We start from the raw sequence: 15,139 nt of genomic DNA on the forward strand, positions 1-15,139 counted from the left end.
ATAATAGGTGAAGCAATTATGTGTTCATGAAATCTCCGCCGTTGACATGAAGCGTTTGACCCGTCATATAAGATGAATCATTTGAAGCTAGCAGCACATAACAGCCCACGTGCTCCACAGGGTGTCCAGGTCTGCCCATCGGTGTGTCTGTACCGAATTCTCCTACTTTATCGCCTGAGAAAGTAGACGGAATAAGCGGTGTCCAGATTGGTCCCGGCGCTACGCCGTTCACACGAATACCGTCTTTGACAAGCGCTTGCGCCATACTGCGCGTAAAGCCGTTAATTGCACCTTTTGTCGCCGTATAATCGATCAGCTGAGGATTCCCGCGGTAAGGATTAATGGACGTTGTATTAATGATGGCACTGCCTTTTCCTAAATAATCAAGCGCTTTTTTCGTAAAATAAAAGTATGAATAAAAGTTCGTTTTGAACGTTCGTTCAAGCTGTTCACTCGTAATTTCTTTAATGCTTTCTTTTGGATGCTGCTCTCCTGCATTGTTCACAAGGATATCAAGCTTCCCAAGCTCACTCACCGTTTTTTCTACCGCTTCGTTACAGAATGATTCGTCTCCTACGTCTCCTGCAATCAGCAAGCATCTTACACCTTCTTCTTCAATGCGGGCTTTTGTTTCCTCGGCGTCGCTATGTTCGTTTAAGTAAACGATGGCTACGTCCGCTCCTTCTTTCGCATAAGCAATGGATACAGCTCGTCCAATTCCGCTGTCTCCTCCGGTAACCAGCGCTACTTTTCCTTTTAATTTTCCTGTACCAATGTAATTGTCATCCTCATAAATAGGGAGAGGATTCATCTCACTTTCGATACCCGGCTGGCGGTCTTGCGTTTGCTCGGGCTGGCCTTGTGTTTGTTGATCTTGTAAATTCATTTTAATCTCCTCCTATTTTTGATGGAACTTTTTAGTATAGTCTAGGTTTAGCCTTCTGTTTTGAAGTTCAAACATCTTTTTTTGAAAATTTATGATGTTTCTATTCTCTTTTACTATCTGAGAAAATTCATAGAAAACAAGTTTAAAGTTGGAAACAAAGGCTACATGATGAGTAGAAGATGTATTTCGGAAATATCTTTTATCAGGAGGTTTGGTTCGTGTATGAAACACATTCAAGTAGCAGAAAACCAAGAGGAGGCAGTCTGCGTCATCCGTTCTTTTTTAAAGAAAGGATTTACAAGCAAAGAGATTTATCTGCTGGCCTACGATAAAGAATGGGCTCAGCATTTAACGGAGGCAACACATACAAAAAAGTACAGAATGGCAGAGCAAGGTATTTTTGAAACGGCGGTCAATATGCTTCTTTCAAGAGAAGATGAGCTTCTTTCAAAGATGGCTTCACTCGGCTTATCTAACAGGGAGGCAAACCGGTATATAGAAGAGATGAGACAAGGTCATGTCGTGGTTGTTGGCGCACAGAGTCAATCCATTCCCTACTAAAACAGCTGAAACGTTTTCTATTAGCTTATAAGGGTATTTAGTAAAATAAACCATTTTTTATCAAGAAAGGAAGTTATGATAATGTTAAACTACTTGGGCATTCAGATAGGCTCTCTTTACTTTCCTACTAGTATTCTTCTTATTACACTTCTTGTATTAGCCGGCTTTTTTATTTATTTCTTTTCTAGAAGAAGAAAAAACCGACAGCAGTCACGTGATCATAATGAAAAAGCGTGAAGCCAAGCTCCACGCTTTTTCATTATTTACGGGATTCTTTTTGCAAAGGCGATTTTTCAATGGAACGCGTAAACCGGTAAACATCAAGTTCTTGTCCTACTTCTGAAGGCAAATAACCAAACGTTGTGAAGCTGTCCACAGATTCTGGCTCAAGCGATAGAGACAATAAATTGTTTTGCGGCTGAGATGTTAAAAAGACGTAGCTTCCTTTTGGGAACGTCACCGTTTTTGACTTGACGATTGTTTGCACGTCCACATTTGGTTTATTTTCGTAGACTTCATTTTCAATGCGGCTGCTGACATTATACGCTTCTACTGAAAGAGCCGTTTCTTTCGTTAACTTGAAGCCTTTTACGCCTTGTCCCTGCAGTTTTTCTGCTAACTCTTCATGTCCCGGTTTTAAAAGGTAAGCAGTCGGACGTTCGCGGACAAGCGTCGGCGTTGCTTTCTTTGCACTGTAGTACGTCACAGGAATTTCTTTAACAGACGCGCTTTCTACATCGACCATTTCTAACGTAGAGTTTGGTATTTTTTTATTTTCACTGTTCACCACAATTGGATCATGATCATTTGCATTTTTGCCTTTTTTGACAAGCGCCGCTTTTTCTTTGGCAATCAGCGCCTTAATTTGTTTGGCGTGATTGGCTGTTTGTGTAATCAGCTTTTCTTGTGTAGCAATTTGCGCACTCACTCGCCGCGGAAAATCTTCTCGACCAATGCCGATTCCTCTGCTTTCGACTAAAAATGAAAACGATGGATACAAGCCTAGTGAGTTTCGGCCGATTCGCGGTTCAACTGAGCCTTCTTCTACTTCCAGCTGTCCTTGTTTATTCACTTGAGACGTATAGTATACTTCTCCTGAATATCCTTGCTTTTCAATGGCTGTAAGCGTACTGTTCACAAACAACTCATCCGACATGTCGCGAATGTTCTGCGGAATATTTAAGTTTCGACCGGACTGCAGTAAAATATCGTGATACTTCCACACGCCTTCTTTACCGATATTTTTAAATCCGCTGCTGTAAGGCGTATATTCATGAGCATCGATGACAACTTCTGGTGAAAAACGGTTAAATTCAGCTCGTACGCTCTGTACTTCCGGGCTTTCAAGCTTTATGTAGTCGCGGTTTCCGTCTAAATTATTTGCTAGCTGACGTTTAAATGCATAAGATCCGTCAGGATTAATGCGCGGCACAATGACAATGTTGACTTTATTTAACACATCTTTTCCAAAGTCTTGTGTCAAACGCGTTGCAACGGCGAGTACGGATTCACCGCTTGCCGGTTCATTACCATGAATTTGACTTTGAAGCCAAATCGTTGGCTTTTTAGATGTCTTTCCATCAGCAAACTTCTTTTCCTTTGAAAAATATAGAGCCGGAATGTCTCGCCCTTGCTGTGATTTACCGATAATCTTCAGATTTACGTACGGACTTTTATGAGCAAGCGTTTGAACATAGCTCATCATTTCTTCTTGAGTCGTAAATGCGTCTTGCCCTTTCAGAAATGCCGGCGTTGCTTCATCCACCTTTATTTCTGGATAAAGCGCTTTAATTTTTTCCGGCTGACTGTAGTCTTTTCCGTAGTAAGGCATCTCAGCTTGTACCGCAAGCGGCGACAGCAATAATCCAATTGACAAAATCGCCGGCACGGCCGTTCGTTTTACAGTTTTTTTCATTCATTTACTCCTCCCCATCCCCTTGATTAGACATTTTAAATTTTTTAAATATTTAAAATGTTACATAAATAATTATACCGTTTAAGGAAATAACTTCAAGATAAGGGAGCTGAACCTTTTTGACTATTTTTAATGTATCAAATGAGTGCATTTATATAAAAAAGGATTGAGACATAGCAGAATCAATTCAATCTAAAGACAAATAATCTGGATTAACAATTCGGACTTCTTGTTCAACCTAACAAAACAACGAACCCCTAATCAAACATGTTAATCAATGGTTCATTTTTCCCTTCGGCTAAAATACATTTGGTCCAGCCTCTCTTTTATGTATGAACTGCTATAAACTTTAGCCCTTCATTGAGCCCCCACTGTCCGTAATTTAGCTGCCCATACTCCATGCAGCTATTGATCATTTCTTTACAGATTCTAACGTCTCTAAATCATATCGACCAATTTCTTTGTTATTTCTTGTAATGACGAGCTTTCCATGCCTCGCCACCTTTTGGAGGTTTTTTAATTTCTGATCGGACGGAGCGAGAGGCATTTCTTTGTTTTTAACAGTCGCGCCCAGATCGTAGTGCACATCGACCTTTCCTTTTTTCATATAGTTAAACTCTTCAATAAAAACTCTCTCCATAAGGAAAGAGCTACTCTATCACAAAGTCCGCTTCTGCTTTTACTACTCCGTTTACAATAACAGAAAGCGTATGCGTACCGCTGTAATGTTTTCTTGTACTTAAATCTTTAAATGCATGCTTTTTTATGACGGTAAGCGTTTGGCCTGCTTTTGCTTGAACATTTTTTAGCATAAACACCTTTTGAGTGCGGTTTCCTTTTGCTTTTACGTAATGAATTCCATACTCTATGCGAAGCGGCATGGTTTTTTCCACGGATAGCTCAAATGAAAAGTCAATGCTATCACCGATTGTAATCGTATGTGGATGTAAGCCAAGACCTGTGACAATTACGCCTGGGTCATCTCCATAGCCAAAAAGAGACAGAGCTTCAGCATCTCCTTTTTTCAGCAGTGAACGGCACGCGTGTTTAACAATCCAGTCGGTTTTAGCGTCTTTTCCGTACCAGCTTTTCATCACATCAAGCATCCAATCTTTTTCTATGTACGAAATATCGTTTAAATGATTGGCTACGCTTTTGCGGACATAGAGCGATTCATCTCGTTTTAACTGCTCTAAAATCGGCAGCGTTTGTTTTGGATCCTGCTTTAACGCAGGTACTGATTGTCCCCACGGAAGTCTAGGTCGGCTCCCTTCGCTTGCTAATCTGCGAATATGATAGTTTTCATCTCCTGCCCACTCAATCATTTGTTCAAGCATTCGGTTTTTATCTTGAATTAAAAACGGACGCACCCCAAATTCTGATGTGGAAAACGGCGTAAAAAACGCGAGTGCTTTTATGGAAGCTTCCCAATCGTTTAATCCGTATAGTTCCACGTAATCTGGAAAAACCGTGCCTTGAAGCCCTCCTACCGTTGGAGCCGCTTTATATAAAATATGAAGCGCTTCTTCATAATCATCTGGCAGCACTTCATGCATGGAAAGCGTAATTCTTCTCATGCGCTCTTTCAGCGCTAAGTCTTCCCAGTCCTGTTGAAAAACCAGCTTATGAAACGCTTTTTGATCAAATGAGCTCATTTCACGTGAAAAAGTGTCGCTTAAGTGCGTAATCAACGCTTCATTAAATACGCTTTTACGTAACTCTTCAGCCATACCTATCCCTCTTTTCCAGGCAGTATTTTATCTTCCTTTGAATAAAGCGCCCGCTCGTACATGCCTTTTTTAAAAATTTGCATAAACAGCTGCTTGTTTTTGACTTCTTTGAATCCGTACTGACTGTACAAACCGTGAGCATCTTTTGTCGCTAGTAAAATTTTTCGTACGTGTTGAATCGGCTCATAGCGAATCATTTCTTGTACCAATGCTTTTCCAAGGCCGTTGCCTCGCGCGTGCGGAAGAATAAACACATCCGCCAAGTAAGCAAACGTCGCAAAATCTGAAATGATCCGTCCAAACCCTACTTGTTTATCGCACTCATCATAGACGCCAAAACAAACGGAATGTTCAATAGATGTTTGAACAAGATGAAGCGGAATTCCTTTTGCCCAGTACGATTCATGATGAAGGTACGAGTAGATGACATCTATATCAAGCTTTTCTTTATCTGTATGTATGGTAAACTGATGATTTTCTTTCATGCTGTATCCTCCTTGCTTCTCTATCATAGCACAAATGTTCGCCATAGAAAAAAGCCTTTTATAGAGAAAAGGCTTTTTTCGTTAGTATGATATTTTTTTAGAAACGGAAGGATTTTTTCGATAGCGTCTTCCCACTATGTAAATAAGCGGACTGCCAATAATCGTTGGCAAAAACCAATAAAAAAGAGGCGGAAGCATATTTAACAGCGGAATACTGTCTCCAATATTCACAAGCAGCGCGGTAACCGCTCCGATATAAGACCCCAGCATCCCGCGAATATGATGCTGAAGCCAGCTCTTCCATTTTTGCTTGCGTGCTAAGTACCCGTATACCGCTAATCCGTATGAAAAGACCGCAATATAAAATAAATAGGCAATTTCATTCCATTTCCAAATCGCTAACATGATAGCTGTAGCTGCTAGGGCTGCGTAAACACCGTGGTACACTTCTCCCCATTTGGTATGCCCTCCTTTTTTCTTAGCCGCTAACATGGACACCGCTCCTGAAAGCAAACAAATCATTCCGAGTCCAATATGGATACTCAATATAACTTCAAATAAATCCAATACGCTCTCTCCTTTTACGTACTTCTCTCTTATATCTTCGGCTAGCGCACTTAGTTTTTAACAAAATATCCCTATTCCCTTTCCAACTCTTTACTTACATGATGCATATGCTTCACGTTAAAAAGCGCATACTAGCTGTAGAAAAGGAGGCGGATAGGCAGTGGAAAAAGCTCGAATTAGCGGATGGCAGCTGTTTGTGTTAATTACGCTCTTTGAGATTGGCAGCGCCTTTTTGGTCGGCTTAGCAATGGACGCTAAGCAAGATGCTTGGATTGCTATTTTAGTTGGTATGATCAGCAGCTATGCACTTATTTTCATGTATTCTCGCTTGCACCGCTATTATCCGGATTTAGCCCTGACGGAGTATATCGAAAAAATTATTGGAAAAGTGCCGGGACGCATACTTGCTTTTCTTTACATATTATATTTTGCGAATGGAGCCGCGCGGGTGCTGCGCGATTTTGGCGCGATGCTTCTTACGTTCGTCTATCCCGATACGCCGCTTTTTATAGTGAACGCTTTACTGATGCTCGGAATTATCTATACCGTTCGCCAAGGAATTGAAGTAATGGCACGTTCGGCGGAACTGCTGTTTTTCTTCATTTACGTACTCGCCGTTGCTGGCTTTATTCTTATTTTTGTTTCCGGCCTCATTGATTTTACAAGCCTGCGGCCGATTCTTGAAAAAGGCATCGCTCCGGTGCTTCGCGTTGCCTACAGCCAAACGCTTTATTTTCCTTTTGGTGAAGTGATTGTATTTGCAATGATTTTCCCGTATACAAAAAATGTGAAAAAGACCGCAGAAAATTCGTAGTATGTCCATTTCTCTATTGGATTTAACCTCCTAAAATTATACAATATAGTCAAGAAGCCAAAAGGAGAACCAATATGATTGGATTAATTCTTTCTATTTTAGTATTTAACGTTCTTGCTTTTAAAACAAACAAGCGCTTCACAGCAAATCAAATTGTACACATTTGGATGTTCACCATTGCTGCTCAGCACATCTTTGACGTCTTTATTAATTTCAAATTTCACGGATACTGGTATTTTACACAAGAGACGGACTGGCAAGGTATTTTTGCTTATACTGTTCTCATTCCGCCTGTAAACATGCTTTTTCTTACCTACTATCCCCTTGCCGGGAACCTCACAAAAAAAGCCGCCTATATTTTATTTTGGTCGGTTGCTGTTTTACTTTATGAAGTAGTGGCTCTTCTCCCTGCTCCTTGGGGTTATTTTCACTACGGATGGTGGACGTGGTGGTATTCGCTCCTCTTAAATCCGCTGTTGTTTTGGATGGTGGTGCAGTATTACCGGTGGGTGTGTAAAATTGAAAAAAGAGCGATCACTTAAAAATAGAATAGCCTTTGGACCAGCACATCATCATTTTCAGCACGCGCAATAAAACGAATGTCTGCTTCTCCGCTGGCTATTCCCTTTTTATTTAAAAACGTCTTTGGACAAGGAAACTTGCTTTTCTTTTCCAACTAACGACACAAGGAATCCTGCTATTCCAGCTATACACAAAACCACCAATAGACCAGTAGTACCTACTAACAGGCTCACCGCAGCTGACGCTAACATTCCTCCAATATAACGAAAAGTGGAATAAATGCCCGATGCAGTCCCCGATTGCTCTTTTTTGACAGATTGAATATTCATAGCCTGCATAGATGAAACACCAATTCCTGCTCCCACTCCTCCTACTAATAAAGATACAATGGTATAAGAAATGGATGCATTCGCTAAGTGGAAATAAAGCATCGCCGCAAGCAGTGAAATAAGAAACGATAATCGGATCGGATGTTCTTTTCCTACCTTTTCCGCTAACAATCCTCCTAGCCAAGAAGAAATAGACATGGCTAATGAAAAAAAGAAAAGAAGCAAACCAATTAAACGAATATCATACTGCTTCTCTAGCAAAAGAGGAACAAACAAAATAGTACTATACATCATAAAATTACTGCATAGAATAGAAAGATTTGACGAAAAAAAGGGACGAACCTTAAAAAGCTTAAAATCAATCAGCGGCTCTTGGACTTTGCGTTCTTGCACAATGAAAAGAACGATAGACGCTATGCATATAAAAATAGTCCAAGCATTAAACAAATCACGGTGCGTCAGCATTAGCGTAAAGCTCGTCATGCTTACTCCAAGCAATAAAGCGCCCCCTATATCCAGCATTTTTGCTTTTTGTTTTACGTTAGACGGCACGTATATAAATGAACAAATCAGCGATAGCACAGCAAAAGGAACGTTAAACCAAAAAATCGACGTCCATCCAAGATACTTGATTAAAAAAGCACCTAATACAGGCCCTACAGCTGCTCCTAGCCCCATTGATAATCCAAATAACCCAAGCGTTCTTCCAAGCTTTTCTTTTGGTAAACTGTGTCTCATAATCGCTGTTGCATTAGGAGTAGCCAGTGCACCTCCTAATGCTTGCAGCGTTCGAAAAACGGTGAGCGAAAGTAAGTTATATGAAAACACACAGGCGGCAGATCCCACTAGAAAAATAATCATTCCAGCTACGAACATCGTTTTATTTCCATATAAATCCCCAAGTTTCCCCGCAATGGGCTGAGCAACTGCCATCACAATTAAATAAATAGTTACCACTACTGATACATGTACGATGGAAAGATGAAGCGCTTTGGCAATAGACGGTAAGCCTACCGCAATCATAGTGGAATTAACGGGAATTAAAAAAGTTCCCGTTAAAATAGAAAAGATAATCAAAGACGGCTTACTGCTGTTCAATAGTCACCACTCCGTTAGTTCCGTCTACGGTAACAACATCTCCGTCTTTTAGTAGATCCACGGCTACTTTTGTGCCAAGAACCGCTGGAAGTTTATACTCACGAGCCACTGTTCCTGCATGAGATAAAATTCCTCCTGCATTGGTTACAATCGCGCCAGCAAGCGAAAATAACGTGGTCCAAGCAGGTGCTGTTGTTTCACACACAAGAACATCTCCTTGTTTAAGCTTAGAAAATTGACTTGGATCTGAAATGATTTTTACCACTCCCGTATAAACACCTCTTGAAGCGGCACTTCCTTTAAAGATTTTTTGCGTTTCATCTACTTCTGGAGGCCCCATTTTTCCGAATACCCGCTCCAATAAAGGATCTTCTCCTGTTTGAGTAGGCGTTCCATAAGCAGGCGGCGTTTTTTTATGACGATTTTCTTTAAACTCCTGCTTTCTATTGGCGATAAGTTCATGAGATGCCACGGGTTTTTTTAATACTTCCAGCAATTCATCGTAATAAAAATGAAAAATATCTTGAGGCTGATGAATCACTTGGTGATCAGCTAAAAGAGTTCCTACATTCAGCAAAAAAAGTCTTGCTGTAGCAGGCAGCATCGCATCGATATAAAAATGATGATCTTCGTCCAACCCCCATGCGTCCAAAGCCCATCCATAAAACAGCTTAAACTGCTCTTTTTCTTCGCACTCCGGCATGTTTGCGAGTACATCAAAGTAGCTTTCTTCTCTTTTTTTTACGACGTCTTCATAATTTTTCTTGAAGTCGTAATCTTTACGCACATAGCCAGCAATAATCGATAGCGCATGTAAAGGATTTTCTACCCACGTCTCATCAATAAACTCGTGCGAATTTGCAGAACGATAGCCATACTCATTTAAAAAGCTTTGCAGATTCTTTAAAAATTCTCTGCCTTCAGCTGTGCCTAATAGATTTGCTTCTATTTCTTCTGACCTTTGTTCCGTAAAAGCTTGTTTTAACGGGCCGGAACGCTTTACCGTGTCAGTTAGTTCCCACAGTGCTTGATCCGTTTCAAGTGACTTGTTCATCACGCCTTCCAGCAGATCATATACGTAGGCGGTATTCGCGTCTCCGGTCAAGTTTCCATATAGCTCTTCTAAAATCATTCCTAAATCACTTCTTGGCATGACAATTTCAAAGTGAAGCTGCCAAGCTTTTTTATAAAAATCATGCAGCTCTTTTACTTTTTTCCCTGCTTCTTTTAAAGATAAAGGACGTTCCGCATTTCTTTTGACTTCCGTATAAAAAGGTAAAAACACCTCATTAACGTACTCGTATAATCTAGGTTTAAGTCGAGGCAACAGCGGCTTCACTGCTTCTTGGTGCTCCTTTAAGCGATAATTTATGTCACCGGGAAACGGGATATTTTGCTGATACATTTTTCCATCAGCTAATTTCACTACAAATTGAGCAATAGGCAGTTTTAACGTTTCAAAACCTTGCTTTGTCCCATACGTCATTGCCGGAAGCTGAAAAGAAGCGTATAAAGGGCTTAGTGCATGTGCGATATGTAAATTATCTTGTACCCAAAACCCCGTTTGTTTTTCTTCCTCACTTAAAAATAGGTCGTTTTGAAATGCAGATAATACGTTCATTTGATTTCCCCTTTCCTTTTCATTATGTAGTAACCGGTCTTACTTGAAGCAGATAAATATTTTCATCTTTTATGGCAAATTCAATGTCTACAGCGTACTGGCAATACTCCTCTACTTGATTCGTTAGACGAAGCAGCTGTAGTGCTGTTTCATCTGATATAGAAAATTCATTTTTTTCTTTATTCGTTGTCATCGCTTTTGTTATTCCTGTAAAACCTGACACTAGCTTATATTCTTTTAATCCTAGTTCTTTCATTATATTCCTTGTCTGTTTATGAATAATAAATAAATCCGGCGTAACACCACCTGATACGATTCCTTCTCCTAAGCCGTACGCCACGTTAATGACCACTTCATCTTCACTTTCTGTAATAGGATTTACGCTAAAAATTACTCCCGATACATCGGCTTCAACCATTCCTTGTACAAGGACACCCATCTGGGGATTAGAAAGCGAAATTTCCTTATCTTCGGCATACGCTTGAACCATGGATGAAAAGTAAGAAGCCCAGCATCTTTTTATACTTGCCAAAAGTTCTTCGCTGTTTCTTACATTTAATATCGTTTCATACTGTCCGGCAAAAGACGCATTTTCCAAATCTTCAAGTGCGGAAGAAGATCTTACGGCTACGGCTTTTATACCAGCACCTTGAACGTTAGCATACGAAGAAACAATTTCTTTTTGCAGAGCTGCAGAAAACGTACCGCTTTGAATCTTCTTTTCTATGACGCTGCTATCTTCTGTTTTTATTTCTATTTGGTTAAATGTTAAAAAGGAAAGTAATGCGTGAGATGTCAAAACAAATCCTTTAGGGATATGAGAAACGTGCTGAATCATTTTTGAAAGATTGTAAGCTTTTGAACCTACTGCTTGAAGTTCTGCATAACATGCTTTTTCTAAAGAGACGATATGCAATTACTTCACCTCCTTTCATTTACGTCAAAAGATCATCAAATACAGCGATAAAATTCCACTTAAATCCATGGTGGAGTTTTATAAAATTAACCTAATTTTAAATATCTTTACAAAAAAATCACAAACCACATTCACTAGAATATGATTTGTGATCTTTTTTATAACTAACACATTTGAAATTCGTATTGTTTTGACAAATTAAACTGTATCTCTATCCTTCTTCTCCCTCACGAACTCCACCACAGGCCCGACAATAATACAAATCCCTGCGATAATCAGCCAGCCAAACGACAAAAGAGTATAATTAGATATTTTCTCCTTCCACACACAAAAAAGCCGGCACATTTGCACCGGCTTAAGCATAAATTTTCGTTTCCATCGTGTGCTATTTCCTCACATGAATGGTCTGAGTAATAAAAAACGACAGCCACTCGGGCTGTCGTTTTTTTATTATTGAGATACCATTACTTTTTGGCGAACGTGCTCTAAGTGATCACGGACCGCTTCTGCTGCTTCTTCTGGCTCTCCATTTTTAATCGCTTCAAAAATGCGTTCATGGTCAGCATCCGTTTGCTTGCGATTTTCTTTTTGGCTTTTATTTAATGAATAAGCAAGCGCTTTTCGATATAAATGCCCTAAATCTTCTACAGCATGAAGAAGGAATGAATTATGAGCTGCTTTCACGATATCATGGTGAAAACGATAGTCTGCTTCATGTCCAATCTCTTCACTGTTATGAACCGTCTTTTTAAATGCTTCTAACGATTCTTTAATTTCAATCAGTTCTTCATCTGTGCGGCGCAGCGCGGCTAAGCTTGCTGCCTGCGACTCAATGATAATACGCATTTCAATTAATTCAAGAACCTGATCTGCTTCAACCATTTCAAACGTCATTGGATCAAGCATCCCCACTAAGTTTACACGCTTTACGTAGCTTCCTCCGCCTTGTCTTGATTCAATCAATCCACTGGCAGAAAGAACGCTTAGCGCTTCACGAATTGGTGCGCGGCTCACTCCAAACATTTTTGACAGTTCATGTTCCGACGGTAAACGAGACTCTGGCGGGAACGTTTTCTCTTTAATCATCTTCTTTAATTGATCAAGCACTTGACTAGATACTTTTTTACGCTCAATAGGTACAAACATACTTCTATTCCTCCTCCAAGTAATTATCTCTCTCTCTTTTTTTAGTGTTCATCGGACCCAGATTAACTATGTGTATTCCGATTTATGTAAACGCTTCAATCTTTGTATTACAAGTATACATTATTTCAATTCAAATGTGTTGATAAAATTTTACTATTATTGTTATTATACCATGAAAACAAGTTATAAATGAATAACGATTCATGGTTTTTTGATATAATACCACTATCTTACATATAATCCGTATACAATCATAATCGCCGCATCCGCTAGCGCATGACTGATGATGGCCCCTTTGATACCATATCGCTCTCTTATATACGCCCACATCATACCTGCTGAAAAGACACCTATTACCGAGATCATATTAAACGGAAATACAAAAACAGGAAGGATAATGAATACGTGATAAAGCGTATAAAAGCTTGATGTGACAGCGCTTGAAGCAAGTACAGAAACATGCTTTTTTACTTTATTTTGTATATACACTCGCCAATACATTTCTTCTAAAACAGGATTAATAAAAATTAAAACGACGGCTAAAACGATAACTTTCCACCCGCTAAATCCCCATATTTGCAAAACCGCTTGCATGTCTTTCACATGAGAGATTTTACCAGAAAAAAGCAGGCTGCTTCCAATTATCACACCGGCACATAGAACTCCGCTCAGAGTTCCCACATACAGAGATTTTTTTGTAAGCGCTACCTTAAAGTTAATTTTATTATTCGCATATAAAATCATAAACATCCAGCCGTAAAAGCAAACAAATGTTACCAACACATTTTGGATAAGCCACAAACCGAAAAAAACAAAGATTGTAGGCATGAACAGCAAAAACAAAAATTTTATCACGTTTATGGCGCACCTTCTTTAAAAGCCGCTTTTCTTTTACCAAGTAAACCTTTCGTCTTCAAAAGGTTTACTATCTTTTATCTTATAAAAGTCCAGTGGTATTTTCAATTATTTTTTAATTCTTGCTCCAGCTCGCGAAGACTTTCTGCCAGCTTTTTCTTTTCTTCTTCAAAGTGAGCATCGTCTTTAAAAGCTGAAGCTAAAGGCGCTGCCTCTTCATTTTCTCTTAGCCAATCCGGCGTCAATTCTCTGCGAACGACACGCTTTTTATTGACGTAGGAAATCGGCTTGTCAGTCTGTTGACTCGCTAGCGTACGCTGTGATGTTACATAATGCTTATGAAAAAGATGCTGTTTGATATAAGCAAACGCTCGAATCGTATCACCGCTGTATTTAGGCTCGTAGTGATCGAATGCTTCATGCAGTCCTGATAGCGCCGTTTCTAGTGTTATTTCGCTTTTTGCGACTTCGTACATATGCTTCAAGTCATTCGCTGAAGGATACATCCCTCGCTTTCTTCTACCAATAAAAGCGACTTCCAACGTTTGGGCGTAAGCGTCATGCGCGTCTTCTTCTCTTTTTATTTGATTTGTATTTTCTGCTGTAGTCTCTGTTAATGACGCTTTCACTGTGACCGGCTCCGCTGCTTCAATTTGACTAGCCCTTTCTGTCAAATTGACATCTCCGAGCTCTTCAAATTCATCGCTTGGCATAAGCTTTTCTAATTGCTCATAATCAATTCGGTACCAAACCGTGTTGTTAAATTTAGAGCGGTTGTATTTTCCTTTTATAATCAACCCTTCTTTTTCAAGCTTTGAAATGATGCGTTGAATCGTTGAAAGCGACCAAAACGGAAACTGCTGCAGCCACTGCTGATTGGTATTGTATACCCACGTATATCCGTCCTGCACGTTCACGCTTTTTTCAAGCCAGTAGTGAAGCTGCTGAAGAAACAGCGCTCCGTTCACTCCTACTTTGACTGCAAGCGCCGGCAGTACAAGTAACGGCTGATCTTTTAATAATAATTTACTCATTACGTCATCTCCTTTGTTATGTAAAATAGCTACTATATATATACAAAGAAAACGGAAAAACGGGGATATCACCTTTAAGTTTATGTTAAAATATAGAAAAAAAAAAAAAAAAACGAGGTGAGCAGATGATACGTCAAGGGAGAATTGGTGACGAAGCGGGCATTGCCCACGTACACGTAGAAAGCTGGAAATCGACTTATAAAGGACTTGTTCCGGATTCTTTTTTACATTCGTTGAACGCTGAAAAACGAAAAGCCGTCTGGAAAAAGCAGCTGGAATCAAATTCTGTTTTCGTTGCAGAAGAAAACGGTCAAATCGTAGGCTTTGCTTCTTATGGTAAAGAAAGAACCAACAAGCATCCTTCCTATACCGGAGAACTGTATGCCATGTATTTACTCACAGAGCATCAGCGAAAAGGAATTGGCAAAGCGCTTATGCATAAAATAGCGCAAGAGCTTGTAGACCGTGATATACATACGATGCTCACATGGGCTTTTGAACAAAACGGTGCCTGTCAATTTTATGAAGCGCTTGGCGGAAAAAGAATCGATAGCGCCGACGTTATCATTGATGGTACATCTCTATCTGAAGTGGCTTTTGGGTGGGACACACTTGAAAATTTGTAGGACAACTCTCTGGACAGATTTTTTTCTTCACGGT

The 15,139-nt window shown here is 39.8% G+C and carries 16 protein-coding genes and 1 pseudogene; 5 read left to right on the forward strand and 12 right to left on the reverse strand.

Annotation, left to right across the window (positions count from 1 at the left end; all coding sequences use genetic code 11):
• Positions 1 to 16: 16 nt before the first annotated feature.
• A complete protein-coding gene (locus WKH56_RS23800) occupies positions 17 to 886 on the reverse strand; it encodes an SDR family oxidoreductase (RefSeq protein ID WP_047750323.1) in 870 nt (289 codons plus the stop codon).
• Positions 887 to 1,108: 222 nt separating this feature from the next.
• Here WKH56_RS23800 and WKH56_RS23805 point away from each other — a divergent pair, with 222 nt between their 5' ends.
• Positions 1,109 to 1,447, forward strand: coding sequence for a YflT domain-containing protein (locus WKH56_RS23805; RefSeq protein ID WP_033580172.1), 339 nt, complete (start codon positions 1,109 to 1,111; stop codon positions 1,445 to 1,447).
• 81 nt (positions 1,448 to 1,528) lie between these two features.
• The gene (locus tag WKH56_RS23810; protein WP_141483553.1) at positions 1,529 to 1,684 is read left to right on the forward strand and encodes an intracellular growth attenuator family protein; all 156 of its coding nucleotides are present in this window, start codon (positions 1,529 to 1,531) and stop codon (positions 1,682 to 1,684) included.
• 22 nt (positions 1,685 to 1,706) lie between these two features.
• On the opposite strand, the gene WKH56_RS23815 is transcribed toward WKH56_RS23810, so the two are convergent.
• The 5 genes from WKH56_RS23815 to WKH56_RS23835 all read right to left on the reverse strand — a co-directional run bounded on the left by WKH56_RS23815 (position 1,707) and on the right by WKH56_RS23835 (position 6,144).
• A complete protein-coding gene (locus WKH56_RS23815; RefSeq protein WP_342836845.1) occupies positions 1,707 to 3,362 on the reverse strand; it encodes a M14 family metallopeptidase in 1,656 nt (551 codons plus the stop codon).
• 412 nt (positions 3,363 to 3,774) lie between these two features.
• On the reverse strand, positions 3,775 to 4,002 hold the full coding sequence (locus WKH56_RS23820; protein ID WP_310884006.1) for a hypothetical protein: 228 nt from the start codon (positions 4,000 to 4,002) through the stop codon (positions 3,775 to 3,777).
• 10 nt (positions 4,003 to 4,012) lie between these two features.
• Positions 4,013 to 5,092, reverse strand: coding sequence for a DNA alkylation repair protein (locus WKH56_RS23825; RefSeq protein ID WP_063247480.1), 1,080 nt, complete (start codon positions 5,090 to 5,092; stop codon positions 4,013 to 4,015).
• 2 nt (positions 5,093 to 5,094) lie between these two features.
• Positions 5,095 to 5,577 carry a GNAT family N-acetyltransferase gene (locus tag WKH56_RS23830; RefSeq protein ID WP_063247481.1) on the reverse strand — a complete coding sequence of 161 codons (483 nt, stop codon included), beginning with the start codon at positions 5,575 to 5,577 and terminating at the stop codon, positions 5,095 to 5,097.
• An 81-nt stretch (positions 5,578 to 5,658) separates the two neighbouring features.
• Complete coding sequence (locus WKH56_RS23835) at positions 5,659 to 6,144, reverse strand: hypothetical protein (protein WP_063247482.1); 486 nt, start codon at positions 6,142 to 6,144, stop codon at positions 5,659 to 5,661.
• Positions 6,145 to 6,304: 160 nt separating this feature from the next.
• Between WKH56_RS23835 and WKH56_RS23840 the strand changes: the two are divergent.
• Together WKH56_RS23840 and WKH56_RS23845 are read left to right on the forward strand one after the other, a co-directional pair.
• Positions 6,305 to 6,940, forward strand: a pseudogene (locus WKH56_RS23840) (GerAB/ArcD/ProY family transporter); the annotation flags it as partial.
• A 92-nt stretch (positions 6,941 to 7,032) separates the two neighbouring features.
• The gene (locus WKH56_RS23845) at positions 7,033 to 7,500 is read left to right on the forward strand and encodes a hypothetical protein (protein ID WP_221832353.1); all 468 of its coding nucleotides are present in this window, start codon (positions 7,033 to 7,035) and stop codon (positions 7,498 to 7,500) included.
• A gap of 87 nt (positions 7,501 to 7,587) precedes the next feature.
• Here the strand turns inward: WKH56_RS23845 and WKH56_RS23850 are convergent, their stop codons facing one another.
• From WKH56_RS23850 to WKH56_RS23875, 6 genes are all read right to left on the reverse strand, one after another.
• Complete coding sequence (locus WKH56_RS23850) at positions 7,588 to 8,907, reverse strand: MFS transporter (RefSeq protein ID WP_260505718.1); 1,320 nt, start codon at positions 8,905 to 8,907, stop codon at positions 7,588 to 7,590.
• Positions 8,894 to 10,528, reverse strand: coding sequence for a PEP-utilizing enzyme (locus WKH56_RS23855; RefSeq protein ID WP_310884008.1), 1,635 nt, complete (start codon positions 10,526 to 10,528; stop codon positions 8,894 to 8,896). Before WKH56_RS23855 ends, WKH56_RS23850 begins: the two co-directional genes overlap by 14 nt.
• A gap of 22 nt (positions 10,529 to 10,550) precedes the next feature.
• Complete coding sequence (locus WKH56_RS23860) at positions 10,551 to 11,444, reverse strand: PEP/pyruvate-binding domain-containing protein (protein WP_243494964.1); 894 nt, start codon at positions 11,442 to 11,444, stop codon at positions 10,551 to 10,553.
• Positions 11,445 to 11,894: 450 nt separating this feature from the next.
• Complete coding sequence (locus tag WKH56_RS23865) at positions 11,895 to 12,590, reverse strand: FadR/GntR family transcriptional regulator (protein ID WP_013058211.1); 696 nt, start codon at positions 12,588 to 12,590, stop codon at positions 11,895 to 11,897.
• Positions 12,591 to 12,815: 225 nt separating this feature from the next.
• Positions 12,816 to 13,445: a CPBP family intramembrane glutamic endopeptidase gene (locus WKH56_RS23870; RefSeq protein ID WP_255902027.1), complete on the reverse strand. Its 630-nt coding sequence runs from the start codon at positions 13,443 to 13,445 to the stop codon at positions 12,816 to 12,818.
• 104 nt (positions 13,446 to 13,549) lie between these two features.
• Positions 13,550 to 14,479 (reverse strand): hypothetical protein, encoded by a 930-nt coding sequence (locus WKH56_RS23875; RefSeq protein ID WP_310884009.1) that lies wholly within the window; start codon positions 14,477 to 14,479, stop codon positions 13,550 to 13,552.
• Between the two features lie 125 nt (positions 14,480 to 14,604).
• Between WKH56_RS23875 and WKH56_RS23880 the strand changes: the two genes are divergently transcribed.
• Entirely contained in the window at positions 14,605 to 15,105 is a 501-nt protein-coding gene (locus WKH56_RS23880) for a GNAT family N-acetyltransferase (protein ID WP_168761080.1), read from the forward strand.
• The last annotated feature ends 34 nt before the right edge of the window (positions 15,106 to 15,139 follow it).

This window comes from Priestia sp. SB1 (genome assembly GCF_038898415.1).